This is a genomic window from Gemmatimonadota bacterium (genome assembly GCA_026702745.1).
Lineage (GTDB): Bacteria > JAAXHH01 > JAAXHH01 > JAAXHH01 > JAAXHH01 > JAAXHH01.
On sequence record JAPPBT010000020.1, the window covers coordinates 99,818 to 125,148 of the forward strand.

A 25,331-nucleotide genomic window follows, 5' to 3' on the forward strand; every position below is an offset into this window, starting at 1 on the left:
ATGAACAAGTGGCTTAGAATAACTCTTCCGCTAGCCATTGTCGCGGGATCTGTGCTGATCATGGTCTTCCTGGTCCGCAGCCGGCCCGTGGTGGAAAGCAGGATGCCGGACATCCCACCTCCTTTGGTTCGCACGACCGTCGCGACGCTGGACACGGTAAGGCTCTCGGTACGGTCCCAGGGCGCGGTGATGCCGAGGACCGAGAGCGCGCTTTCGGCCGAGACGGACGGTCAGATCGTCTTCGTGTCGCCTTCCTTCGTACCCGGCGGGTTCTTCGAAAGAGACGAACTGCTGGTGCGCCTCGACCCGCGCGACGCGGAACTGGCGGTCACGCGGGCCGCCGCGGATACGGCCCGGTTCGCCACCGCGCTGCAGATCGAGCAGGAGGAAGCCCGCCTCGCCCAGGACGAGTGGAGTCGGCTGGGATCGGGCGAACCCATGCCGCTTGTCCTGAGAGAACCTCAACTGGCCCAGGCCCGGGCCAACCTGGAAGCGTCCATCGCGGCGTTTCAGCAGGCGAAGCTTAATCTGGATCGAACGGAGATCCGCGCGCCCTACGCCGGCAGGGTCAGGAAGAAGAACGTGGACGTGGGCCAGTTCCTCCGGCGGGGCGAGGCGTTGGCGACCATCTATGCCATCAACTACGCCGAGATACGGCTGCCCATCCCCGACGAAGAACTGGCCTTCTTCGATACGCCCATGCAGTTCCGCGGCGAGACGCCCCGCGCCGCGGGCCCCCCGGTCGTGATCAGCGCCGAATTCGGCGGCCGGCGGCACCGATGGGACGGCACGGTGGTCCGCATGGAAGGCGAAATCGACCCCATGAGCCGGATGGTCTACGCGGTGGCCAGAGTTCAGAATCCTTATGGCCGGGGCGCAGATCCCGACCGGCCGCCCCTGGGCATCGGCATGTTCATCGAAGCGGAGATCATGGGCAAGCGCTATTCCGATGTGGCGGTACTGCCGCGTACGGCCATGCATGGCGAGAACCGGATCGCCGTCGTCGATGGCGAAAACCGGCTTCGTTTCCGGCGTGTCGAGATCCTCCGGATAGCGTCCGACCAGGTATACATCCTAAGCGGAATCGAGACGGGCGAACGCGTCTGCCTGTCCGTCCTCGAAACCCAGGTGGACGGCATGGAAGTGCGCGTACTCGAAACGGGCTCGTCCGGAACCGTCGTACAGGAAGAGGAAGGCACGGGCAGATGAACTACGTACTGGCCTGGTTCGCCCGCAACAACGTGGCGGCCAACCTGCTCATGATGACGATCATCGTGGGCGGACTGCTGATGATTTCCCGGTTAAAGGTCGAGATCTTTCCCGAGTTCGAGACCGACCTCGTCATCATCACGGTCCCCTACCTGGGCGCGGCGCCGGCCGAAGTGGAAGAAGCGGTATGCGTCCGGGTGGAAGAAGCTATTCAGGACCTGGACGGCATCAAGAAGCTGAGTTCCACCGCGTCGGAAGGGGTCGGCAGGATCCAGGTCGAGGTGGACCCTGACGCCGACGCACGGACGTTGCTGCAGGATCTGAAGTCCCGCGTGGACGCCATCGACACCTTCCCGGCGGAAACGGAAAAACCTGTGATCCAGGAGATCATCTTCCGGCGCCAGGTTATCGACGTCGCCGTGGCCGGGAGGCTGGACGAGCCGTCCATGAAACGGCTGGCCGAAGAGATCCGGGAAGACCTGCTGGCCCAGCCGGAGATCAGCAATGTGACCCTGGCGAGCGTCCGGCCGTACGAGATATCGATCGAGGTTTCCGAGGCCGCGCTCCGCCGCTACGGGCTGACTTTCTCCGAGGTCGTCGGCGCCGTGCGGAATTCCTCGCTCGACCTGCCTGGCGGATCGGTGAAGACCCCTGGCGGCGAAATCCTGCTCCGATCGAAGGGACAGGCCCTGGTCGGATCCGAATTCGACCGGATCGTGCTGCGGTCCCGCTCCGACGGTACGCGGCTACTCCTCAGCCACGTGGCCCGGGTCGTCGACGGATTCGCGGAAACGGACGTCTCTTCCCGGTTCGACGGAAAACCGGCCGCCCTGGTGAAGGTCTTCCGCGTGGGCAATGAGAATATCCTCGACGTCTCCGGCGCCGTGCATCGATACGTGGCTGCCAGGCAGGCGGAACTGCCGGACGGCGTCGAACTGATCACCTGGCAGGACCAGTCCCGGCTCCTCGAAAGCCGGCTCGACCTGATGATCAACAACGGCCAGCTGGGTTTTATGCTCGTATTCCTCTGCCTGGCCCTGTTCCTGCGCATCCGGCTGGCGTTCTGGGTCGCCCTGGGTATCGTCATCTGCTTTCTCGGCACTTTCTGGATGATGCCGCTGGTGGGCGCTTCCATCAACATGCTCTCGCTATTCGCCTTCATCATGGTGCTCGGCATCGTGGTGGACGACGCCATCATCGCCGGAGAGAACATCTACGCGCACCAGGAAAGGGGAGTGGAACCCGCGACGGCTTCGCGGATGGGTGTCCAGGAGATCGCCAAGCCCATTACCTTCGCGGTACTGACGACGATCGTCGCCTTTATGCCCATGTTCTTCGTGGATGGGCTCATGGGGAAATTCTTCGAGGTTTTTCCCATCGTGATCATCCTCATGCTGCTTTTCTCCCTGATCGAATCCCTGCTCATACTGCCCACCCACCTGCGCCACGGCCAGCCGAAGAAGAAGGAAGATCCGCTGCCCCGAACGTTCCTGCTGATCAGGCCCTTCTACCTCGTGCTCTTCTACGCCGACAAGTGGCTGTACGAACTGCAGGACAACGTGGCCCGGTATCTCCGGCGATTCGTGGAAGGCGTCTACGTCCCTCTACTTAAAAAAGCCCTCTCCTGGCGGTACCTCACCCTGTCCATCGGCGTCGGCGCGATCATCCTCACCACCGGACTCGTGGCCGGCGGCATCCTCCGCTTCGTGTTTTTCCCGACCGTGGAGAACGAATTCGTCTCGGCGCACCTTACCCTGGCCGAGGGCACGCCCGCCGAGGTCACCGACCGGTATATCGCGCTGATCGAAGACAGCGCCGTACTGCTGCAGAGACAGGTCGGCGACGAAATCGCCCGCGACGACCCCGGGAGCGATACCGAGGTCATACGGAACATCATGGCGGCCATCGGCGAACAGCCGAACGCCGCCCGGGCGCAGCAGAACGCGGGGAGCATCATCGGGTCCGCCCGGTCCTCCCACATCGGTGAAGTCGTGCTGGGCCTTTCCCCTTCGGAGACCCGGAACATCAGCGGCGAGGAAATCGTGAACCGCTGGCGGGAGCTCATCGGTCCGATACCGGACGTCGTGGAGCTCTCGTTCACCTCCTCCCTCTTCAACGCGGGCGAGGCGATCAACATCGAACTGTCCAGCCCCGATCCCGAAGCGCTGCTGCAGGCGACCGCCGAATTGAAAAGTACGGTGGCGAACTACGACGGCGTCATGGACGTGGCGGACGATTTCAGGCCGGGCAAGCAGGAGATCAGACTGAACGTAACCCCCGAAGGCGAGGCCCTCGGCATCACCATGGCGGGGCTTTCCCGGCAGGTCCGGCAGGCCTTCTTCGGTGAAGAAGCCCAGCGGATCCAACGGGGCCGGGACGACGTCCGCGTGATGGTGCGTTATCCCGAATCGGAAAGGCGGTCCCTGGGCGACATGGAGAACATGCGCATCCGGACGCCGGCCGGCATCGAAGTACCCTTCTCTCTCGCGGCGCGCGCGGAAATGGGAAGAGGTTATTCCAATATTCGTCGGACGGACCGGAAACGCGTCATCACCATCACCGCCGACGTGAACGACGCCGTCGCCAGTTCCAATGACGTGCTCAGCGACCTCACGTCCTCGTACCTGCCGTCGCTGATGGCTAAGTACCCGGGCCTGACCTACACGCTGGAGGGACAGCAGCGCAACCAGCAGGAGTCCATCGAAAGCCTGAGCTTCGGGTTCATGGTCGCCCTGCTCGTGATCTACGGACTGCTGGCCATCCCCTTCAAGTCCTACGTGCAGCCCATGATCATCATGAGCGTCATCCCCTTCGGCATCGTGGGGGCGGTCCTGGGCCATCTGATCATGGGATTCGCGATTTCGCTGCTCTCCCTCTTCGGCATCGTCGCGCTGTCCGGCGTCGTAGTGAACAACAGCCTGGTGCTGGTGGACTTCATCAACCGCGGGCGCGAACGTGCGGGACCCGACGCGGACCTGCACGAGATCATCCGGAACGCGGGGGTCGCCCGGTTCCGGCCCGTACTGCTGACCTCGCTCACAACCTTCGCCGGACTGATTCCGATCCTGATGGAGAGGAGCCTTCAGGCGCAGTTCCTCATCCCAATGGCCATATCCCTCGGATTCGGCGTGCTGTTCGCGACCGCCATCACGCTGGTCCTGGTTCCTATCTGCTACTACATCCTCGAAGACGGACTCGCCGTCCTGTCCACCGTCCGGAAACGGCTGAGCGGACAGGTCCTGGAACCGGGCGAAGCGGCCGAATCACCGGCTTCCTGACCACCCGGCCCGCATCGCCCGGACCACCTCGCCCGGACCATACAAACTCCTTGCCCGAACCCGTGTATTCCCCCATCTTTCCAACAGGTGCGGCAACGCCGGATTGACCGGGAACCGGGTACTTGCGGCGGACGGAATCCGCGACGGATCAACGAACGGGGAACGCCTTGCCCTTCCACGCCGATCTGCATCTCCACTCCCATTACTCGAGAGCGACCAGCAAGAACCTGAACCTGGAGCACCTGTACAAGTGGGCCCAGCTGAAGGGCATCCGGGTAGTGGGCACCGGGGATTTCGTGCACCCGGGCTGGATGGATGAGCTGGAAGAGAAACTGCAACCGGCCGAAGAGGGCCTGTTCAGGCTGAAACCCGAGCTCGAGCGGGCGATGGACGGCCAGGTGCCGGCCGCCTGCCGGGCGCCGGTCCGTTTCATGCTGACGGTCGAGATATCGAACATCTACAAGCGGCTCGGCCGCGTGCGGAAGGTGCATAACATCATCCTGGCGCCCGGATTCGAGGCCGCCAAGACCCTGCAGGCCCGCCTGGGCGCCATCGGCAATATCCAGTCGGACGGACGGCCCATCCTGGGACTGGACTCCCGGGACCTGCTGGAAATCACCCTCGAGACCGACCCGCTGGCCTGCCTCATCCCCGCCCATGTCTGGACGCCCTGGTTCTCGGCCCTGGGATCCAGGGGTGGTTTCGACCGGATTTCGGACTGCTACGGTGACCTCACGGAACACATCTTCGCCGTCGAAACCGGCCTGTCGTCCGATCCGCTCATGAACTGGCGGCTGGAGCAGCTCGACCCCTACGTGCTCGTATCGAACTCAGACGCCCATTCGCCCGGAAAGCTGGGCCGCGAAACCACCCTGTTCGACACGTCCTGCGACTATCCCGCGATCTACAGCGCCCTGTCCGATCCGGAGGACGAGGGACTGGCCGGGACGGTGGAGTTCTATCCCGAAGAAGGCAAGTACCACTTCGACGGACACAGGAAGTGCGAAAGAAGGATGCACCCGAAGGATACGATCGAGGCGAACGGCCTGTGTCCGGTCTGCGGAAAGCCCGTGACCGTCGGGGTCATGGCCCGCGTGGAAGCGCTTGCGGACCGCGAGGAGGGGAAAAAGGCACCCCGCGCGCGCCACTTCTTCAGCGTGATCCCCCTGCCCGAGATCATCGGCGAGGCGAAACAGGTCGGACCCGGGACCAAGACGGTGGATACGGTTTACCAGGCCATGGTCTCGCGTCTGGGCAGCGAACTCGACATCCTCCTGGACATTCCGGAAGACGACATCGCACAGGTCGGCGGTTCCCTGATCGCCGAGGGCATTCGCCGCATGCGCGTCGGCGAGGTGGATATCCTTCCGGGGTATGATGGAGATTACGGGGTGATCAAGTTGTTCAACCCGGAGGACCGGCTCGGAGCCGACACGCAGATCGCCCTGCTGGAAGATCTCCCCTCGAAGGAAAAGAAACCGGTTCGAGCTGAACCCGTGCCGGATGATACGCCGGCAGTGGGGGAGGATGATACGCCGGAGGCGGAGGAAGTGTCTCCGGTACATACCAACGGGAACGCCGAAGTCGCGTTCGTGAAGGCCGAGGTCGAGGCTTCAGTGTCGGCCGTGCCGGAGGCGACGGTGGACACGGACCCGGGCGTGACAGAACCGGCTGAGACGGGTCCGGACGGGGCGGTACCGGTGCAGGTGGATCCTTCCGGGGCACCTCATGAAACCTCGCCTTCCGTGACCGTTCTGGAAGCGCCTGAAGCTCCGGTAGACGCGACCTCGATGAGCGGTCCGCTCAATGAAGATCAGCAGAAGGCCGTGATGTACCGCGAGGGACATCTGCTCATCGTGGCGGGGCCCGGCACCGGGAAGACCCACACGCTGACCCACCGCATGGCGTACCTGGCGCGCCACGAAACCACGCCAGGCCGCCTGCTGGCCGCGACCTTCACCAACAAGGCCGCTGGGGAGCTGAAGGCGCGACTGGGAACGCTGCTCGAAGGGCAGGGCGGCACGGACGGCACAGACGACACGGCTGTCACAGACGACACGGCTGTCACGGACGACACGGCTGTCACGGACGACACGGCTGTCACGGACGACACGGTTGTCACGAACGCCATGAATGGAACGACCCCCATGGTCGGCACCTTCCACGGAATCTGTCTCGCCCTGATGCGCCAGTGGTCCCGCCATGCGAGCATCCCCTTCAGCCTGAGCGTGGCGACGCCCGACGACCAGGACCGCCTGGCCCGCGCGCAGTGGCCGCAGGAAAACGCCGTGCAGCGGAGGAGGCGGCTGGAGGAGGTCGCCCGATGGAAGGCGTCGGGCCGCAGCGGTGAAATACCGGAAACCGTGTCGGCGTATACCCGGCTCCTGCGACGGCATGGACTCCTGGATTTCGACGACGTCATTCTGGAGACTACCAAGCTTCTAAGGTCGGACGAGCGGTTCCGGCAGAGCGTGCACGAGCGGTTCCACCACGTTTTTGTGGATGAGTACCAGGACATCAACCCGGCCCAGCACGACCTGCTGAAGATCCTGGTGGAAGGCGGCGCGCGGATCACCGCCATTGGCGATCCCAACCAGGCCATCTATGGGTTTCGCGGAGCGGACACCCGCTATTTCCACTCCTTCGAGGACGATTTCCCCGGTGCGGAGGTACGATACCTCAGTGAGAACTACCGTTCCGCGGCTAACCTCCTCGACGCCTCGTCCCAGGTCATGCGCGCGTCCGGTGTTTCCAAGGCGCCGCCGCTGGTCGCCGCGCTCTACGTCCAGGGACGCCTGGTCATCCGGGAGACCCCGTCGGATCGGGCCGAAGCCGAATATGTCGTGCACCAGATCGAACGCATGGTGGGTGGAACCAGCCATTTCTCCCAGGACTCGGGACGACTGAAAGACGGAGCGGACCCGGGCGAGGAACGATCCTTCGGCGACATCGCCGTACTTTACCGGATGAACAGTCAGAACACCGCCCTGTTGGAAGCCTTTGAGCGCAGCGGAATACCGTATCACGTCGCAGGGGATACGTCCCTCATCAACCGTCCGGCCGTGCAGGAGCTCGTGACCCTGCTTCAACTGGGCGACGGACGGACCGTCACCACAGGCTCGGCACTGCGGTGCCTGTCTTCGACGATCGACGGACTGGGGGACCGGACCGTGGAACTCATCGAGGAACTCTGGAAAAAACGCACGCAGATCACGATCGACCACGTGGCGGAGCTGATGGATCACCCACGCCTGCTCATGAAACGATCCAGGAACGGCGTGGAAGCCCTGCTGAATGACCTGAAGACGATCAATTCCGACCTGGAGAAGCGGACGGCGGCCCACATATTGGAGAACCTGGCGCGCTCTTCCATCTGGGACAAGCTGAAGTGGCGTTATCCCAGGGCGGATGACAGCCTGCGTGAGCTTGCCCGGTACGCCCGTATCGAAACGGAACTGCCGGTTATGCTCGACAAGCTGCTGCTCAGCCAGGAATACGACGCTTTCGGCGAAGCGTCTGAGCATGTGCATCTCATGACCCTGCACGCGGCCAAGGGACTCGAATTTCCGGTCGTCTTCGTCGTGGGGTGCGAAGACGGCCTCGTGCCCCTGCAACACGGCGGCGAGGTATCGGACGTGGACGAGGAGCGTCGCCTGTTTTACGTGGCCATGACCCGTGCGAAGGAACGGCTATACCTGGTTCGGTCCGGGAAACGCATGCTGTTCGGGGAGGTGCGTGCCACCCGGCCGTCACCCTTCCTGACCGATATAGAAGAACAGTTGAAACAGTACGACCGTCCGCAAGATCAGCATAAACCGGTCCGGCGGCGGAAAAAGGCGAAATCCAAACCGACGAACCAGTTGAGCCTGTTCGGCTAGATCGATCCCCCACGCAATCCGGACGGGTCCGGTCATCGTGAAAGGAGATCCCCATGTTCAATGCAAAGCGCATTCTGCCGATCGCACTCATCGCTGCACTATTCGCCTTTACCATGTACACCGTGTATACCGTGGCCCGGACCGGCGGCGAACCCGCGCCGCGATCAGGCGAGATCGCGCAGACCGGGCAGGCCATGCGGACCGGCGAGATCGCGCAGACCGGGCAGGACATGCGGACCGGCGAGATCGCGCAGACCGGGCAGGCCATGCGGACCGGCGAGATCGCGCAGACCGGGCAGGACATGCGGACCGGCGAGATCGCGCAGACCGGGCAGGCCGTGCGGACCGGCGAGATCGCGCTGGCGACCTTCGCCGGGGGCTGTTTCTGGTGCATGGAGCCGCCCTATGACGAACTGGATGGCGTCATTTCGACCATCGCGGGTTATATCGGAGGAACAACGCGCAATCCGACTTACGGGCAGGTAACGACCGGCCGTACGGGACACACGGAAGCCATGGAGGTCCGTTACGACCCGTCGAAGATCTCTTACCAGGAACTGCTGGACGTCTTCTGGGTGAACATCGATCCCACGGTGGACGACCGGCAGTTCTGCGACAGGGGCAACCAGTACCGCGCCGGGATCTTCTATCACGACGCGGAACAGAAAGCGCTGGCCGAGGCATCCAGGCAGAAGATCATCGATTCCGGCCGGTTCGACCGCGTGGTGACCGAGGTCACCCCGGCGTCAACGTTTTACCGGGCCGAAGAATACCACCAGGATTACTATATCAAGAACCCGTTGCGATACAAGTTCTACCGGTACAACTGCGGCCGGGACCGCCGTCTCGAGGAACTGTGGGGCGACTGACAGGATCTTGCGCGGCGCACCCGACGGCCGGCCATACGCACCCGGCGACCGGACACACGGACCAATAACCAAAATGGAGACCTTGCATGGCTGATCTGGAAAATCTGGTCAAGACCACGCTAAGTGAAATGAGAGAGATGACCAGGGCGCAGTCCGTCGTCGGCGATCCCGTGGAGGTCGGGAACACGACGGTCGTCCCCCTGGTCAGGATCGGATATGGCTTCGGCGGAGGCGGAACATCGGGTAAGGAAGGAGATCGGGGCGGCAGCGGCGGAGGTGGAGGCGTACAACCGGTGGCCGTGCTGGTCGTCAGTGACGGGGAAGTCCGGCTGGAACGCATGGCGGGCCAGTCCGGGTTCTCCTCGGCCACGAACTCGATGGCGGATCTCGTGAAGTCGGTGCTGGACCGGTGGTTGAAACATCGATCGGAAAAGAAAGCTGAACCTTGATCTCGTACTTCGAACCCTATCTGCTCATACCGGTCGCCGTCCTGCTCTCCATACTGATGCTACTGGCGATTCCCGTGACGATCAACTTCTCGGTCATTCGCCAGGAGGAGGTCACTGGCAGGATCACGTTCGGGTGGCTGTTCGGCCTGCTCCGCATCTCTCCTTCCCTATCGAGCGGCGCCGGCCGAAAGCGAAAGCGCAGGCGGAAGGCCCGCGCGGCGGCTGAATCGACTGAATCAGGCGCACCGGACGTGACAGGCGGACCGGAAGGACCAGACGGACCGGAAGGACCAGGCGGACCGGACGGACCAGGCGGACCGGAGGCCCCCTCCGCGCGCACCTCGGCCGACGGTAAACGTGCTTTGGCGGAGCGCTTGCGCCGGGTACTGAAGACGAGGGGATTCGTCCGGGGCGTGCTGAGATTCCTGCGTGACATGGCCCGATGCGTTCGTTTCGTTTCCTTGCACGTCGCGGGCCGTTTCGGGTTGGACAATCCCTGTGACACCGGCCGGCTCTGGGGCTCGTTCTGCGCCCTTACCGGATTCCTCCACGGCACCGAGCGCGTGCGGCTGCAGGTCGAACCCGATTTCGACGAAGCGGTATTCGAGCTGGACAGTCGGGGCGAGATCCGTATCATCCCCGTCACCCTGTTCTTTCCCTTCATACGGTTTGTCCTCGCCCCCGCCACGCTGCGCGCGGTCTGGTCGGCGTCGCGGCGGACCGAGCGGACCCGGCCGGACAGGCGGGCCCGGCGGAGCGGGCGGAACGAGCGGAACGAGTAACGCCAGGCGGCCTGGTCGGCGTCCGGCCAGACCGGGTAACGACAGGCCATTTACCGATCTAAGTCAGGAGCATGCATGTCATCGTCTCTTCGCAGCGCCCGCTGGTTCGGACCCAGAGACAAAGTGGGATTCATTCACCGAAGCTGGATGAAGAACCAGGGACTTCCGGATCACGTCTTCGACGGCCGGCCCGTTATCGGCATCTGCAACACCTGGTCGGAACTGACGCCGTGCAACGCCCATTTCCGGACTATCGCGGAGCGGGTGCGCCGGGGCGTCTACGAAGCGGGCGGATTCCCGGTCGAGTTTCCCGTCATGTCCCTGGGCGAACCCCTCATGCGGCCCACCACCATGCTCTTCCGCAACCTCGTGAGCATGGACGTGGAAGAGACCATCCGGGCCAATCCTCTCGACGGGGTCATCCTGCTCGTCGGTTGCGACAAGACCACCCCGGCCCTGCTCATGGGCGCGGCGAGTTGCGACCTGCCCACCCTGGCCATCTCGGGTGGCCCCATGCTCAACGGCCGGTTCAGGGGACGGAATATCGGGTCCGGAACAGACGTCTACAAATTCAGCGACGAGGTGCGCGCCGGGACGATGAGCGAGGAGGAGTTCCTCGAGGCGGAATCCTGCATGAACCGGTCCACTGGACACTGCATGACCATGGGCACGGCCTCCACCATGGCCAGCGTCGTGGAAGCGCTGGGCCTGGGCATGCCTGGCAACGCCGCCATCCCTGCGGCCGACGCCCGGCGGATGAAGCTGGCCCACGAAGCGGGCGCGCGCGTGGTGGAGATGGTTCGGGAGGACCTGCGCATGTCCCGTATCGTCACGCGCGAGGCCCTGGAAAACGCCATCCGGGTCGTCGGGGCCGTCGGGGGTTCCACCAACTCGGTCGTGCACCTGCTGGCCATCGCGGGCCGCCTCGGTGTCGATCTCTCCCTCCAGGACTGGGACAAACTAGGCTGCGACATCCCGTGCATCGTGAACCTGATGCCGTCGGGAAAATACTTGATGGAGGATTTCTATTACGCAGGTGGCCTGCCGGCCGTGATCCGCGAACTGGGCGACCTGATCCATCGCGACGCCCTTACCGTGAACGGCAGGACCATCGGGGAGAACACGGCCAATGCGCCCTGTCACGACCAGGACGTAATCCGGACGCTGGACGCGCCGCTGACTAAGGCCGGGGGACTCGCCGTGCTCCGGGGCAACCTGTGTCCCGACGGCGCCATCATCAAGCCCTCGGCGGCGTCGCCCGGACTGATGAGGCACCGCGGCCGCGCCGTGGTGTTCGAGAATATCGAAGACCTTCACGACCGTATCGACGATCCGGACCTGGACGTGGAAGCGGATGACGTCCTGGTGCTGAAGAACTGCGGGCCGAAGGGATATCCGGGCATGGCCGAGGTGGGGAACATGCCCCTGCCGTCGAAGCTGCTGCAGCAGGGCGTTACGGACATGGTACGCATATCCGACGCGCGCATGAGCGGCACGGCCTTCGGCACCGTCGTGCTCCACACGGCGCCGGAAGCCGCCGCGGGTGGCACGCTGGCCCTCGTTCAGGACGGCGACATGATCGCGCTGGACGTTGGGCAGCGCCGTCTCGAACTCGAAGTGCCCGAGGATGAACTGGCACGGAGGCGGGACCGCTGGGCGCCTCCGGAACCCGCGATGGACCGGGGATACTGCCGGTTGTACGTGGACCACGTGCTCCAGGCCGACCGGGGCGTGGACTTCGATTTCCTGGTCGGCGGAAGCGGCGCGCCGGTGGCCAGGGACTCACACTAGCGCTCCCGGGAGACGGGTATGCTCAAGGTGCCGGACGGGGCCCCTTCATCCTTCGAGGAGAACGGTTTTCTTCTCGTCGAATCCGTGTTCACGGCGGAGGAAATGGCGGCCTGCAAGACCGTGGCGAAGGAGCTGGTGGCAAACGCCTCGGGACCGTCGGGCGTTCACGTGTGGATGTGCGACACCATCCCGGCCCGCTTCGAATCGGTTTCCTGCGACCCCCGTATGGCGGCCATCCTGCGGCCGCTGATCGGCCCGCGTATCGAGTTCCTCAGCGCGAAGCCCGTGTTTAAATCATCGTCGGTCCACTTCGCTTCGCCCTGGCACCAGGACCAGGCGTACTGGGGCGGCGCGACCAAGTGGTCCGCCTGGATCGCGCTTGAAGACGCGACGACGGAAAACGGCTGCCTGAAGGTCATACCCGGTTCCCACCGCCGGAAGCGGGATCATGCGTCCGTGCGGGACGCCAGGGGATTCACCAACCGCGTCTCCGACGATGAGCTCGAGGGCGAAACGATCATCGACGTGGAAATGAAACAGGGGGACGTGCTGGTGTTCCACGACCAGTTGCTGCACAGTTCCCACCCGAACCGGTCCGGCCGGGAACGCTGGTCCTTCATCCCCACCTACCGGAACGCGGATGTGCCCGATACATCCACGGTCTGGACCACTTCGAAACCCATGGAAACGCGAAGCCGAGGACCCGCATAACCGACACGGTCTGTTCCAACCCAAGGAGACGAAATGAAAATCGCCCTGCAGGAAGGCCTGCTCCCAGGCGGCACGCTTGACGAGAAACTGGATTTCGCCGAGTCATTGGATGTCGAAGGCCTCGAGATATCGGGAAGAGGGCCGGCCCGGCGCATCGAGGAACTGGAATCCGCGCTGCGGAACCGCGGCATCCGGCTGGTCTCGCTCTGCGGCCAGGGCACCTTCGACTTCCTGGACCCGGACGTCGACAAGCGGGACCACAGCATTGCCGAGGCGAAGGAGAACCTGCAGGTGTGCGGGCATTTCGGCGCCGTCGGTCTCATCCTGCCGCCCATATTCGGGCCGCCGCGCCTCCCGGACCTCACGCCGCTGGCCGACGCCGTCACCCTGGAAATGCAGTTGTTGACGGAAATCGTACGGGACCTGGCCGCATTCGCCGCGGAGCAGCAGACGAAGGTGTTGCTGGAACCGTTGAACCGCTACGAGGAACACCTGCTCAGGCAGCAGGAGCGGGGCATCGAGATCATCCGGCGGGCCGGCGATCCGCCGTCGGCCAGCCTGCTGTGCGACTTCTTCCACATGCACATCGAGGAGACGAACACACCGGCCACGCTCCGGCGCATCGGACGCCGTTACGTGGGCTACGTGCACATGGCCGACAACACACGCCAGGAACCGGGCTCCGGAGATATCGACTGGCGCGCCGGGCTTTCGGCCCTCAGGGACATCGGTTTCGACGGATACCTGGCTTATGAATGCGGCATCACCGGGGACAGCGAAACGGAGAGAAGGGAGACGCTGTCGAGGTCCGTGCGGTTCATCCAGGACCTCATCAAGGAAGGATGATGTCCCGGTTCTCGTAGCGGATCCGCATCAGGAATTCGGGGCCCAGGGTCTTCCTGATGCGCTTCACCGAAGAACGGGCCTCGAGATGGAGGGGGTCCAGGGTAATCACCTCTATGTAGGCGTCGTGGGCTTCCTCCAGCTTTTCCAGCTTCTCCAGGGTCCGGCCCAGGTCAAAAAAGCTCTCCACCGCCCACAAACGGTCTTTATCCCTGGTAATCGCCTCCCGGAATTCGGCCACTGCCGCTTCGTACTGGCCGGCGGCGTCATATAGGCGTGCGGCCATCAGCCAGCAGGGCACGTAGTCCACGTCCCTGATCCGGGCCATGTGCACGTACCGGATCGCTTCCCTGACGTCTCCCCGTTCAAGAAGAAGGCGGCTCATCCCCACGTAGGCCGGCGCGAAGCCGTCATCGAGCCGCATCGTCCTTTGCAATGCCGCTTCCGCCTCGTCATGGGTGCCCGATTCCAGCAGACTCAGCGCCTTCGCGTATTCGGCCTCGGGCGTATCGAGCGAACCGGAGTACTGCATGGTCTTCGCGCCGCACCCGGCAAACACCAGGGCCGCGATGACCAATCCAAGGCTGGCCAGGCCGCTAAGGCCGGCCGGGCCGACCGCCGCTCTGCTCACGGGTACCTCCCTCAAAAGAAAACGCCCTGTGGACCGGGACGCCACAGGGCAGACAGGCGGGAAACGGGGCTCGAACCCGCGACCCTCAGCTTGGGAAGCTGATGCTCTGCCAACTGAGCTATTCCCGCGGGATGGACAGGACCGGAGACGGCCGCTGCACAAGGTATTCTAACCCGGCGACCGGCGCCGTGTCAAGTGAAAACCGGTTAGCGTTACGCCTTTCATGATGGTGGGCCCGGGGTATGTCCAAATCCAAATCTTATGTTGATTTTTATTTCAATCAACATTGACAATATAAAAAGCCTGTGAAACAAACATACTGCCGGGAGTGGGGCAGGAGGGCGTGGCGCAGGAGGGCGTGGCGCAGGAGGGCGTGGCGCAGGAGGGCGTGTTGCTTCCAGACCGGACCTCTGACGCGCGGGTCAGGTCTCGAGAGACTTCTCTTCATCGAACCGCTCCAGCGCGAGCTGGATCAGGCGGTCGATCAGGTCGGCGTAGGAAACGCCGGCGACTTCCCACAGCTTGGGAAACATGCTGATCCGGGTGAACCCAGGTATGGTATTGAGCTCGTTGACCAGGACTTCGCCGTCCTCCTTCAGGAAAAAGTCCACCCGGGACATGCCCTCGCAGGCCAGCACCCTGTGAGCCTCCACGGCGGTCGCGCGGATCTCCTCCGTCAGTTCCTGCGGCAACCTGGCCGGAATCTCCAGTTCGGCGCCGTGCTCGTCGATGTACTTCGCCTCGTAAGAATAGAACTCATGAGTGGGCCGTACCTCGCCCAGGCCGGAGGCACAGGGCCGGACATTCCCCAGCACGGCGCATTCGATCTCGCGGCCGCTTACGTATTCCTCCACCAGGACCTTCCGGTCGTACCGGAACGCTTCCCGCACGCCCGCTTCGAATTCACAGGCATCGCGGGCCTTGGTGATGCCGACGGAGGAACCCAGGTTAGCGGGTTTGATAAAACAGGGTATGCCCAGGCGGTCCCGCACCTCATCGAAGGAGATCCGGTTTCGCTCGGAGGACACGAAGGTCATGAACTCGGGTATGGCGATGCCCGCATCCCGCAACAGGCGCTTCATCACGTCCTTGTCCATAGACACCGCCGATCCCAGGACGCCTGAACCGACAAAGGGCAGGTTGGCCAGCTTGAGCAGGCCCTGTACAGTGCCGTCCTCGCCGAAGGGGCCGTGAAGCACGGGGAAAATGACGTCGATGTCTCCGGCCGGGCGGTGCGTCATCGTGGTCGTCACCGGGTCGCTGGGCGCCCCGGGAGCGAGGGTCACCGTCTCGCTCAGGCGGTTCAGGGCGATCTGCTTCGGATCGTGGGCATTGAGCAGGAATCCCGCCGAATCGCCCAGGTGCCACTGTCCGGAACGGTCGATGCCGATCAGCACGACCTCGTACCGGTCCCGGTCGATGGCGTCGACGATGTTCCGCGCCGACTGCAGCGAGACCTGGTGTTCCGCCGACCGGCCTCCACACAGGATGCCCACCCTGATTTTCTTCATGTCATATTCACTTTCTGCACGGACCAGACGGACCGGCCACATCGCCACATCCGGCCAGGCGCTACATGAGATATTCGCAGACGCTGTCGGCCAGGGCCAGTCCTCTGCGGGTCAGGCAAAACCGCGATCCGCGTTTGGCGATCAACCCCTCGCCGGCCAGGGCATGGATGGCCGGGTCCCGCGCGTCCATCGCGTCGTCCCCGTAGCGGTCTCGAAACAACCGGGTGTCCAGGCCGTCGACGGATCTCAGGCTCAGCAGGATATACTCGTGTATACGTTCGTCCACCGAAAGCGTTTCATCCATGTCGGTGGCGTCTCCCCGTTCATCCATGGCCTGCAGGTAATCGGCGAGGCCGCGGGCATTGGCGAGTCTGCGTCCGTCCATGCGCGTGTGGGCCGACGGCCCCAACCCCAGGTAATCGCCGCCCCTCCAGCAGGATACGTTGTGCCGGCATGCAAAACCCGGTTTCGCCAGGTTGGAGATCTCGTACTGCTGGAAACCGGCGTCGGTGAGCCGGTCCAGGGCCTGGAAGTACAGGGCCGTGTGCCGCCCTTCGTCCGGCAGGTCCAGCGCGCCTTGTTCCGCCCGCCGGGCGTATTCGGTCCCCGGCTCGATCGTCAGGCCGTAGACCGACAGGTGCTCGGGGTCCAGGGCAACTGCCCGTTCCAGGGTATCCGCCCAGTCCGCCGCCGACTGGCCGGGCACGCCGAACATGAGGTCGAGATTGACGTTCCGGAAACCGGCTTCCCTGGCGGATGCGAACGCCTCTTCGGCCCGGTCCGCCGTATGGCGACGACCGAGTGTCAGCAGGATTTCGGAGGAGAAAGACTGGACGCCGATGGAGATCCGGTCGACACCCAGACTACGAAGCCGCTTCAGCTTGGGGATGGTGACCGTTTCCGGGTTCGCTTCCACCGTGATTTCGGCATGGGGGGCGACCCGAAATCGATCATGGATCGTCCGGAAGACGCGGTCCAGCTGGCGGTCCGTGAGGCAGGTGGGCGTGCCTCCCCCCAGGAAGACTGTGTCAAAGACGATATCGACCCAGGGTGATACGCGGCCGCGCCGCCCCGCCTCGGCGTCCAGGGCGCCCAGCAACTCATCCACCCGGCCGCCCTTGAGCAATTCAAAGGAGAAATCGCAGTATGGACAGGCGTGGCTGCAGAAGGGAATATGAACGTAGAGGCCAGCCAATGGGTATGCGCCCCGATCTGCTGTGATTGTGTCCCGAACTACTGAGTCGCGCCCCGATCTGTTGAGTCGCGCGACGGTCTACATGACGATTCTGCCGATGCGGTTCCAGCGGACCCGCCACGGGACATGCACGATGTTGTACCCCAGTACGTAGACCAGCGAGGCGACGCTCTCCAGGGGCCTGGAGAACTGCCACACCAGTTCGGGGTCCTCGCGGTGGCGTTCCCAGGACCAGTAGATGATGAAGGCGTTGCCCACCACGTCTTCCCGGTCCACGAATCCCCAGTACCTGCTGTCGGAACTGTAGTCCCGGTTGTCGCCCATGACGAAAAGGGCGTCCGCCGGGACGATCTTGGGACCCCAGTTGTCCCGCGTGCTTCGGTGCGCCGCCCTGACCGAGGGATCATCGAACTTGACCTGCGGCGGATTCTCCACCATCACGTCGTCCACGTATACGCGCTTGTCCCGGATTTCCACCTTCTGGCCGGAGACGGCGATGCATCGTTTGATAAACATCTGCGCCGGGTTGCGGGGATAGGGAAACACCAGGATATCGCCGGGTTCGGGATCGCGCCAGGCGGGCATGCGTATATCGGTGAATGGAATGCCGGGACCGTAGATGAACTTGTTGACCAGCAGGAAGTCCCCCACCTGGAGGGTGGCCTCCATGGACTCCGACGGTATGCGAAACGCCTGAACGACCTCCGCCCGTATGAAGAGGAAGAGCAGTACGGTGAACAGCAGGATTTCCACGTATTCTCTAAGCAGCGACTTGTTTCTTGCCAAGGGTTCGAATCCTCCAGGGACCGGATCAGCTTCCCACGGCCGCGCCTTCGCCCCGTATATCCAGTACCGCCAGGAAGGCTTCCTGCGGCACTTCGACGTTGCCCACCTGCTTCATGCGCCGCTTGCCCTCCTTCTGCCGTTCCAGGAGCTTGCGCTTCCGCGTGATGTCGCCGCCGTAGCACTTGGCCGTGACGTTCTTGCGCAGGGGACGGATCGACTCCCGCGCGATGACCCTGCCGCCGATGGCGGCCTGGACGGCGACCTCGAACATCTGCCGCGGTATGATCTTCCGCAGCCGCTGACACAGCTCACGGCCCCACTCGTAGGCCTTGTCCTTGTGGATGATGATCGACAGGGCATCCACCAGGTCGCCGTTGAGCATCAGGTTCAGCCGGACCAGGGGCGAGGTGCGGTATTCCAGGAAGTCGTAGTCGAAGGAGGCGTATCCGCGGCTGATCGATTTCAAACGGTCGTAGAAGTCGAAGACGATCTCCGACAGCGGCAGTTCGTACTGCAGGGCAACCCGGGTCGGGTCGAGGTATTCCATGGCCTTGTAGACCCCCCGGCGGTCCCGGGTCAGTTTCATGATGTTGCCGATGTAGTCGTGGGGGACGACGATCTGGGCCTGGATGAACGGCTCCTCCACGGCGTCGATATACGAGGCTTCGGGCATGTCGGCCGGATTATCCACCATGAGCACTTCGCCGGCGGTGGTCGTGATCCGGTACTCCACGCTGGGCATGGTGGCCAGGATCGTGAGTCCGTACTCCCGTTCGAGACGCTCCTGCACCACTTCCATGTGGAGCAGTCCGAGGAATCCGCAGCGAAAGCCGAATCCGAGGGCCACCGACGTCTCGGGCTCATACACCAGGGCGGCGTCGTTCAACTGGTACTTCTCGAGGGCCTCCTTCAGCGGTTCGTAATCTTCCGATGTCGTGGGATAAAGCCCGCTGAACACCATGGACTTGGCCTCCCGGTACCCGGGCAGCGGTTCGTCGCAGGGCCGGGTGGCATCGGTGACCGTGTCGCCCACGCGGGCGTCCGCCACGTTGCGGATATTCCCGATCAGATAGCCGACCTCCCCGGCCGTGAGCGCGTCCACGGGCGCCTTGTCGAATCGGAGCACGCCGGTCTCGGCGACCTCGAACAGCTTGTCGTTGGAACACATCCTGATCTGCATGCCCGGCTTTATTTCGCCGCTCACGACGCGTACGTAGGGCACCGCGCCCCGATACTGATCGAAGATCGAATCGAAGATAAGAGCCCGCAGGGGGCCGTCGTCGGGTTCCGGGGGTGGGATACGGTCCAGGATGGCCTCCAGCACCGCTTCGACCCCGATACCGTCCCTCGCGCTGGTCAGTACCACATCATCGGGGTCGACGCCCAGCAGATCCACGATCTGGCCCGTTACGACGTCGACCCGCGCGTTGGGCAGATCGATCTTGTTGATGACCGGGATGATGGTGAGGTCGTTCTCCAGGGCCAGGTACAGGTTGCTGATCGTCTGCGCCTCGATGCCCTGTACGGCGTCCACGATGAGGAGCGCGCCCTCACAGGCCGCGAGGCTCCGTGAAACCTCGTAGGAAAAATCGACGTGTCCAGGGGTATCGATCAGATTCAACGCGAAGGACCGTCCGTCCGGCGCATCGTAGGCCATGCGGATCGCATGCGCCTTGATCGTGATACCCCGTTCCCGCTCCAGGTCAAGATTATCGAGCATCTGGGCGCGCATCTTCAGGGGAGACACGGTGCCCGTCATCTCCAGCAGGCGATCCGCCAGCGTCGATTTGCCGTGATCGATATGCGCGATGATGGAGAAGTTGCGAATGTGTTCCGTCGACATGTAGAAACCGTCCGGTCATCCCGAAAGCAGGGGAATCCGCCGCCTATGCTAACCGTATGCAACAGGGTGAAATAAAACGATTAAGGCGCGGAATGTCAACAGGTATGCGGGATGGGAAGAGCCCGTTTCACAGGTGCGAAGCGGGGGTTCACGGGCAGGATGCGCGTCGGATTTTCAGACCGAGCGGGCGCCCCTTGCGAGCGCTCGTCCGGGCAGGCATATCAGTACCGTCCGCCGATCCGGAAGCTCGAACGGCCGACATCCAGGTTTTCGGCCGCGCGAATGAGCAGGTAGCCGACCGCAAGGGTGGTGGCGACCAGAAGCAATGATCCCCATTCGACCGAAGTGGCGACCGGATCGGGAAGGCTGACCAGGACCGCGCCGGTCTGCGCTTGCAGGTATGCCTGGAAATCCTGAATCGCGGTCGTCACCGGCACCGATACCGTCTGAACGGGCGGGAGGTTCCCCACGAATGCAGAGAGTGCTTCGTGGTACAGCCAAACCAGTGCGGCGGCGGCCAGCGTAAAGGCGAAGACGAGACGGGGAAAGACCAGGGCCGGCGCGAACCACGATGACCGCGAAGATGACCGCGAAGGCGCGGGCAACTGCTCCATCACGTTGGACAGGAAGGCTTCTGACGGATGGGACCTGGGCGTCGATTCGACCGTGTCGATCAACGCGTCGAGAACCGCTGCCTCCGTCCTGCAGCGTTCGCAGCCGGCAAGATGGGCATCCAGCAGGCGACGCTCTTCCGGGGAAAGCGCCCGGTCGACCGCCTCATACACCATGCTGAGTGCGGTTTTGCAGTTCATGATCTTCAGCTCCGGGGTTGGTTCCGGGGATGCCGTTGCCGGCCGGTGACGCCAGGTCCGGCCTAAATCAGCGAATCGGGCTCGATGGATCGGTGGATCAGCTTCCGCAATGCGGCACGGGCGCGGAACAACCGGGCCTTGACGGTGCCGATCGGCAGCTCCAGCGCTTCCGCGATCTCGTCGTAAGACAGGCTTTGCATATGATACATCGAAATCACCGCGCTGTAAATAGGCGGAAGCGCCGCCACCATGTTTCTGACCTGCTCCCTGAACTCAGCCTGCTCGAACCTTTCCGCGGGATTCGCCGACGGATCCGGCAACTGCATCGGCAATCCGTCCTCGTCGTCCTCCGGCTCCGAAAGGGTAGTCGTGGAAAGATCCCTCCGGGACCGACGCGCCGAACTCAGACTCACGTTTACGGCGATGCGGTAAAGCCACGTCGAGAACCTGGAATCCCCGCGAAACCGGTCGAGACTTTTGAATGCCCGCACGAACACGTCCTGTGCGGCTTCTTCCGCGTCTTCCCGGTTCCCGACGATGCGCAGCGTCAAGTTATACACGGAAACGCTGTGTCGCTCGACGAGACGGGCGAAGGCCGGCCGATCTCCCTCCCGGGCCCTTGCGACGAGCTCCTCATCGCTCAAATCCATGGGTCGCCTCATCCTGTCTCAAGCGCATCACAGCCATGAACAGGGCCGTTTCGCCCGACAGATTCGACCCCTCACAGGGATCCCGGTCGGTATCCCTATTGCTTATATGACTATCGGGAATCTACAAATGTTTCAGCATACGGTCATGCTTTTCCTGGGAGAGGCATGTATTTCTTATGGCGGTAACGGCAAATCAAATTAACTTTTAGTTTCTGAAACAAAACGATCGACTTTCGTGTCGAAACCTTGTGAAGCAGGTAAGGTCAGGTTGGTTGTCAGGCGGGGCGATCTCCGATCGGAGGCAGGATATGGATAGCTGGAAGGCCTGGGCGGCGTTTTTCGTCAGCGTATGCGTCATGGTCGTTGTCCTCGCGAACCTGGACTACGAGGAGGCAGCCATCGCGGCCATCGCCATCCCCTTTGGACTCGGTATTTTCTGTGCGTTTCTGGGGTATTTGAAAAGAGGACGGGAAATCAGACACCATGAACGCATGGCGATGATCGATAAAGGGATCTACATCGAAGCCAAAAAACAGTATTCAGGCGTGCCCTCTCTTTTCGTCGTACTCCTGGTGGGCATCGGACTGGCCACGGTCATCGCGAGCGACGTGGAGTTCTTCGGCTTTGTCCTGCTGTTCGTGGGCATCGGGCTGATCGTGCGCGCCAGGTTGCAGCACAACAGGAACCACTCGCGGGAAGCCCTGCCACCGGTCCAGCCCGCAAGCCCACCGGCCGCGGAGGAACCGCCACCGGCCCAACCCGCAAGCCCACCGGCCGCGGAGGAACCACCGGCCGCGGAGGAACCACCGGCCGCGGAAAAAGACCAGAGGTAACGCAACCGTGCCCGACAAGACTCTCTACAGATCCGCATCCAACCGGATGATCAGCGGCATCTGCGGCGGCCTGGCCGAATACTTCGACGTGGACGCTTCCGTACTGCGTATCGCCATGGTGGCCTTCACGGTCATCACCCTGCCCGTATTCGGTCCCTTCGTCTTTCTGGCGTACCTGGTATGCGTCTTCATCATTCCGCGGAATCCGGGCCTGGTCCCCGCGACGTCCTCCGGCTCGTCCACAGATCCAGGGAATCCGGACAAGCCGGAACAGGATACCCGGCAGGTTGCGGTAAGCCAGCCGACCAACCGGAACAACAGCATGGTCTGGGGCGGCCTGCTCATCCTGCTGGCCGTGGTCGTGCTGACCTGGTCTTATGCGCCGGACTTCGGGCGGTTCTCCTTTTTCCTTCCGATGGTGCCCATCGTGGCCATTGGCGCCGTGGTACTCATCCTGTTCGTCTACAGAGGACAGATCATGGAGTTCTTCAAACATCGACGGCTGTACAGGCTGAATGAAGGCAAGAAGATCTTCGGCGTGTGCAGCGGCCTTGCGGATGCCTTCAACCTGGACCCCACGCTGGTGCGTATCGGGTTCTTCATCGCCTTTCTGTTTTCCGTGGGAACGGTAACGCTGATCTATCTCTTCATGGCCTTCATCATGCCCGAGGGACGTCCTGAGCTTCCCGCAGAAGACGGGTAACACGTGAAGTGCCGCATTTCACCGAACGACCGCCGGCAACGACCCGCACACCGCGGCCGGCACCGCCCCTTGCCCGCCGGCAACGACCCGCACACTGCGGCCGGCACCGCCTTCGAGTTTCCCCGGTGGTTTTGTCCCGGACCCCTTGAATCGGCTTGACAAGCGGCGTTCAGGCGACTAGCGTAGTTCGCGATCGGTCAGTACCCGGGGCCGGTCGCTTTTTAATGCCACATCGACGAAATGTGTATGAGAAAAAAGCACAACCTTCGCCTGGCACGCGCCATACAGGGCATCAGCGGCGTACTCGCCGTCCTGATGATCTATCCTTTGGTCCGCCTGATCTATCCCTGCTGGCGGCGGTTGAAGGGTCCGGGCAACCGCGGGGAAACGGGCGGTCCGCACTCATCCGGCCCATCCGAACCGCATAGCGGGCCATCCGGTCAATCCACTGACCAGGGCAAGTAGGCCGCTGTGAAACTGATAGTCACCAACGACGACGGCATCGAGGCGCCTGGCCTTCTTACGCTAGAGAATCTGGCGGCGCAGTGGGGCGAAGTGGTCGTGGTCGCGCCGGCGGAAGTACAGTCGGGCGCGGCACACCAGTTGACCAAGAACCAGGCCATTCGCGTGGATGAACTCGGAGGCCGCCGGTACAGGGTATGGGGCACGCCCGCCGACTGTGCGGGCCTGGCGGTCAACCAGCTTGCGACCGACGGGGACTGGTTGCTATCCGGGATTAACGCCGGGGGCAATCTCGGGGTGGACGTCTACGAATCGGGCACGGTGGCCGCCGCCAGGGAGGCCGCTATTCACGGCTACAGGTCCATTGCACTGTCGCATTACACAGCGGACGGCCGGGAGATCGACTGGCCGCTGGCCGCGAAACGGCTGCGGCCGGTCTTGGAACGCCTGCTGCGCGAGGACCCGGGAACCGGGGTTTTCTACAACGTCAACCTCCCCCACCCGAATCACGACGAAACCCGCCTGGAGGTCAAATCCACCCCGGTGGACACGAGTCCATTCCGCATCACGTTCACGCCGACCGAAAACGGTTACCTGCATACCGGGATCTATCACGAACGGCACCGGGAACCCGGCTCCGATATCGACCAGTGCTTCAACGGGCATATCTCCCTGTCGAAGATCCGGGTCTAACGGACCCTCCTAGTTCGCCAGACAATTGACAATGCCCCGTAACCCGGCTCCCTCATCCACCCTGGCCAACCAGGCCTGAAAATCGGGGTCGAGTGGCGCGCACAGACCGGTCCCGGTCAACCATAGTGCGCGGAGGTTGGTTAGATTGACGAGCTCGAGGGGCAGTGGGCCCGCCAGTTGCATATTGTTGCTGAGATCCAATTGCCAGAGACCTGTCATCCCGCCCAGCCCGGGTGGTACCGGTCCGCTAAGCAGGTTGGATGAGAGGAAAGCCCGTTCAAGCGCACGCAGCGTGCCCAGTTGCGGTGGGATCTGGCCCCGCAATCCGTTGTTTCCGAGATGCAGGAACGTAAGGTTCGACAGGTTACCCAGCTCCGGCGGAATACTCCCCGATAAACTATTGTGTGACAGATCCAGGTTCTCAAGCCAGGGAAGTCCACCCAGCGATGCTGGTATCGCGCCACTGAGTTGATTGTGATTCAACTGTAACCAATTGAGCCTGCCGAAGTTCCCCATAGATCGAGGGATTTCGCCACTTAACCTGTTATTGGACAGTACCAGATAATAGAGATTAGAGAGGTTCCCCAGCGTCGAAGGAATCTCGCCGGTCAGCTGGTTACCAGGCAGATACAGCGTGGTAAGGTTCCGGAGTTCCCCCAAAGATGAAGGGATATTGCCGCTGACTGTGGACATAGTGATGATCAACGTCCGGAGTTGGTCCAATCGACCCAGCTCATCAGGTATCTCGCCCTTGATGCCAACATCCCAGAGCTCGAGCCTTTGAAGCTCGTCGAGGTCCCCCAGTTCCGGCGGCAATACCCCGCGCAGACCGTTTCGTACAAGTACCAGTTCTACGACACGGCCTTCCGCGTTGACCGTGACCCCGTACCAGTCGCCCACGGGCCGGGTACTCAACCAGTTTTCGTTGTTCGACCACCGGGAACCGCCCAAGGCTTCGTAAAAAGCGGCAAGGACCGCCTCGTCTTTGCTCACCGGCCGTACACTTACCCGGATAACCGCCGACGCATTGCCCGACATGACGGTGACGACAGCGCCTCCCTCCGACAACGCCGTTATCACGCCCTGACTGTTTACGCTGACGACCTGAGGAGCACTGATCGACCAACTCAGAATCGGATTCGTGATCCGGGCGTCGTCCTGGTCCCGCACCGTGACCGTTGGCTCCGCCGTATCACCGACTTTCAGGTTCAGATGCGATGGCATAACGGATACGCGTGCAGGAACCTGGGAAAGGGAGTCCGTGGGACCCTTATCGCCACAGGATGCGATGTGCCACCGTCCGGTTACCAAGTATGGGAGAGCCAAGCTACAGTCCTCCAGATGTTGCCAAGCCGAACATCGCAAGCAACTCACGTTCACGCATGTCGCAAAAGTGATTCTT

21 protein-coding genes and 1 tRNA gene are annotated in these 25,331 nt (G+C 62.9%); 13 read left to right on the plus strand and 9 right to left on the minus strand.

Translation table 11 applies throughout. The features are described from left to right. From OXH56_03910 to OXH56_03950, 9 genes are all read left to right on the plus strand, one after another. Entirely contained in the window at window positions 1-1,209 is a 1,209-nt protein-coding gene (locus OXH56_03910) for an efflux RND transporter periplasmic adaptor subunit (protein MCY3554449.1), read from the plus strand. After that, window positions 1,206-4,487, plus strand: a complete 3,282-nt coding sequence (locus tag OXH56_03915; protein ID MCY3554450.1) for an efflux RND transporter permease subunit — start codon at window positions 1,206-1,208, stop codon at window positions 4,485-4,487. The genes OXH56_03910 and OXH56_03915 overlap by 4 nt, the downstream gene beginning before the upstream one ends. A 122-nt stretch (window positions 4,488-4,609) precedes the next feature. After that, the gene (locus OXH56_03920) at window positions 4,610-8,365 is read left to right on the plus strand and encodes a UvrD-helicase domain-containing protein (protein ID MCY3554451.1); all 3,756 of its coding nucleotides are present in this window, start codon (window positions 4,610-4,612) and stop codon (window positions 8,363-8,365) included. 302 nt (window positions 8,366-8,667) lie between these two features. Then, window positions 8,668-9,234, plus strand: coding sequence for a peptide-methionine (S)-S-oxide reductase MsrA (msrA, locus tag OXH56_03925; protein MCY3554452.1), 567 nt, complete (start codon window positions 8,668-8,670; stop codon window positions 9,232-9,234). 86 nt (window positions 9,235-9,320) lie between these two features. Then, on the plus strand, window positions 9,321-9,683 hold the full coding sequence (locus tag OXH56_03930) for a spore germination protein GerW family protein (GenBank protein MCY3554453.1): 363 nt from the start codon (window positions 9,321-9,323) through the stop codon (window positions 9,681-9,683). After that, window positions 9,680-10,465 carry a DUF2953 domain-containing protein gene (locus tag OXH56_03935; protein MCY3554454.1) on the plus strand — a complete coding sequence of 262 codons (786 nt, stop codon included), beginning with the start codon at window positions 9,680-9,682 and terminating at the stop codon, window positions 10,463-10,465. Before OXH56_03930 ends, OXH56_03935 begins: the two co-directional genes overlap by 4 nt. Before the next feature lie 75 nt (window positions 10,466-10,540). Continuing rightward, window positions 10,541-12,256: a dihydroxy-acid dehydratase gene (locus OXH56_03940; GenBank protein MCY3554455.1), complete on the plus strand. Its 1,716-nt coding sequence runs from the start codon at window positions 10,541-10,543 to the stop codon at window positions 12,254-12,256. An 18-nt stretch (window positions 12,257-12,274) separates the two neighbouring features. Next, entirely contained in the window at window positions 12,275-12,967 is a 693-nt protein-coding gene (locus tag OXH56_03945) for a phytanoyl-CoA dioxygenase family protein (GenBank protein MCY3554456.1), read from the plus strand. Window positions 12,968-13,000: 33 nt separating this feature from the next. Next, on the plus strand, window positions 13,001-13,813 hold the full coding sequence (locus OXH56_03950) for a sugar phosphate isomerase/epimerase (protein MCY3554457.1): 813 nt from the start codon (window positions 13,001-13,003) through the stop codon (window positions 13,811-13,813). On the opposite strand, the gene OXH56_03955 is transcribed toward OXH56_03950, so the two are convergent. The 8 genes from OXH56_03955 to OXH56_03990 all read right to left on the minus strand — a co-directional run bounded on the left by OXH56_03955 (window position 13,800) and on the right by OXH56_03990 (window position 21,238). After that, the gene (locus OXH56_03955) at window positions 13,800-14,441 is read right to left on the minus strand and encodes a tetratricopeptide repeat protein (GenBank protein ID MCY3554458.1); all 642 of its coding nucleotides are present in this window, start codon (window positions 14,439-14,441) and stop codon (window positions 13,800-13,802) included. The genes OXH56_03950 and OXH56_03955 overlap by 14 nt on opposite strands. Before the next feature lie 55 nt (window positions 14,442-14,496). Then, window positions 14,497-14,569 (minus strand) — tRNA-Gly (locus OXH56_03960). A 294-nt stretch (window positions 14,570-14,863) separates the two neighbouring features. Next, window positions 14,864-15,952 (minus strand): D-alanine--D-alanine ligase, encoded by a 1,089-nt coding sequence (gene ddlA / locus OXH56_03965; protein ID MCY3554459.1) that lies wholly within the window; start codon window positions 15,950-15,952, stop codon window positions 14,864-14,866. A 61-nt stretch (window positions 15,953-16,013) separates the two neighbouring features. Continuing rightward, window positions 16,014-17,147, minus strand: a complete 1,134-nt coding sequence (hemW, locus tag OXH56_03970) for a radical SAM family heme chaperone HemW (protein ID MCY3554460.1) — start codon at window positions 17,145-17,147, stop codon at window positions 16,014-16,016. A gap of 78 nt (window positions 17,148-17,225) precedes the next feature. Then, window positions 17,226-17,933, minus strand: a complete 708-nt coding sequence (gene lepB, locus OXH56_03975; protein MCY3554461.1) for a signal peptidase I — start codon at window positions 17,931-17,933, stop codon at window positions 17,226-17,228. A gap of 25 nt (window positions 17,934-17,958) precedes the next feature. Then, window positions 17,959-19,776, minus strand: a complete 1,818-nt coding sequence (gene lepA, locus OXH56_03980) for a translation elongation factor 4 (protein MCY3554462.1) — start codon at window positions 19,774-19,776, stop codon at window positions 17,959-17,961. A gap of 221 nt (window positions 19,777-19,997) precedes the next feature. After that, window positions 19,998-20,588, minus strand: a complete 591-nt coding sequence (locus OXH56_03985; protein ID MCY3554463.1) for a zf-HC2 domain-containing protein — start codon at window positions 20,586-20,588, stop codon at window positions 19,998-20,000. 62 nt (window positions 20,589-20,650) lie between these two features. Then, window positions 20,651-21,238 carry a sigma-70 family RNA polymerase sigma factor gene (locus OXH56_03990; GenBank protein ID MCY3554464.1) on the minus strand — a complete coding sequence of 196 codons (588 nt, stop codon included), beginning with the start codon at window positions 21,236-21,238 and terminating at the stop codon, window positions 20,651-20,653. Between the two features lie 308 nt (window positions 21,239-21,546). Between OXH56_03990 and OXH56_03995 the strand changes: the two genes are divergently transcribed. From OXH56_03995 to surE, 4 genes are all read left to right on the plus strand, one after another. Next, a complete protein-coding gene (locus OXH56_03995) occupies window positions 21,547-22,071 on the plus strand; it encodes a hypothetical protein (GenBank protein MCY3554465.1) in 525 nt (174 codons plus the stop codon). A gap of 7 nt (window positions 22,072-22,078) precedes the next feature. Further along, entirely contained in the window at window positions 22,079-22,774 is a 696-nt protein-coding gene (locus tag OXH56_04000; protein ID MCY3554466.1) for a PspC domain-containing protein, read from the plus strand. Between the two features lie 246 nt (window positions 22,775-23,020). Continuing rightward, a complete protein-coding gene (locus OXH56_04005; GenBank protein MCY3554467.1) occupies window positions 23,021-23,239 on the plus strand; it encodes a hypothetical protein in 219 nt (72 codons plus the stop codon). Window positions 23,240-23,245: 6 nt separating this feature from the next. Further along, a complete protein-coding gene (gene surE, locus OXH56_04010) occupies window positions 23,246-23,929 on the plus strand; it encodes a 5'/3'-nucleotidase SurE (protein MCY3554468.1) in 684 nt (227 codons plus the stop codon). Between the two features lie 9 nt (window positions 23,930-23,938). On the opposite strand, the gene OXH56_04015 is transcribed toward surE, so the two are convergent. Then, window positions 23,939-25,153 (minus strand): leucine-rich repeat domain-containing protein, encoded by a 1,215-nt coding sequence (locus OXH56_04015; GenBank protein MCY3554469.1) that lies wholly within the window; start codon window positions 25,151-25,153, stop codon window positions 23,939-23,941. Window positions 25,154-25,331 lie beyond the last annotated feature (178 nt).

What these genes read in the sequence shown, in the direction of transcription:
- OXH56_03910 (MCY3554449.1), top strand. Translation starts at nt 1, where the DNA reads ATGAACAAGTGGCTTAGAATAACTCTTCCGCTAGCCATTGTCGCGGGA.
- OXH56_03915 (MCY3554450.1), top strand. Translation starts at nt 1,206, where the DNA reads ATGAACTACGTACTGGCCTGGTTCGCCCGCAACAACGTGGCGGCCAAC.
- msrA (MCY3554452.1), top strand. Translation starts at nt 8,668, where the DNA reads ATGCGGACCGGCGAGATCGCGCAGACCGGGCAGGCCGTGCGGACCGGC.
- OXH56_03930 (MCY3554453.1), top strand. Translation starts at nt 9,321, where the DNA reads ATGGCTGATCTGGAAAATCTGGTCAAGACCACGCTAAGTGAAATGAGA.
- OXH56_03940 (MCY3554455.1), top strand. Translation starts at nt 10,541, where the DNA reads ATGTCATCGTCTCTTCGCAGCGCCCGCTGGTTCGGACCCAGAGACAAA.
- OXH56_03945 (MCY3554456.1), top strand. Translation starts at nt 12,275, where the DNA reads ATGCTCAAGGTGCCGGACGGGGCCCCTTCATCCTTCGAGGAGAACGGT.
- OXH56_03950 (MCY3554457.1), top strand. Translation starts at nt 13,001, where the DNA reads ATGAAAATCGCCCTGCAGGAAGGCCTGCTCCCAGGCGGCACGCTTGAC.
- ddlA (MCY3554459.1), bottom strand. Translation starts at nt 15,952, where the DNA reads ATGAAGAAAATCAGGGTGGGCATCCTGTGTGGAGGCCGGTCGGCGGAA.
- lepA (MCY3554462.1), bottom strand. Translation starts at nt 19,776, where the DNA reads ATGTCGACGGAACACATTCGCAACTTCTCCATCATCGCGCATATCGAT.
- OXH56_03985 (MCY3554463.1), bottom strand. Translation starts at nt 20,588, where the DNA reads ATGAACTGCAAAACCGCACTCAGCATGGTGTATGAGGCGGTCGACCGG.
- OXH56_03990 (MCY3554464.1), bottom strand. Translation starts at nt 21,238, where the DNA reads ATGGATTTGAGCGATGAGGAGCTCGTCGCAAGGGCCCGGGAGGGAGAT.
- OXH56_03995 (MCY3554465.1), top strand. Translation starts at nt 21,547, where the DNA reads ATGGATAGCTGGAAGGCCTGGGCGGCGTTTTTCGTCAGCGTATGCGTC.
- OXH56_04005 (MCY3554467.1), top strand. Translation starts at nt 23,021, where the DNA reads ATGAGAAAAAAGCACAACCTTCGCCTGGCACGCGCCATACAGGGCATC.
- OXH56_04015 (MCY3554469.1), bottom strand. Translation starts at nt 25,153, where the DNA reads ATGCCATCGCATCTGAACCTGAAAGTCGGTGATACGGCGGAGCCAACG.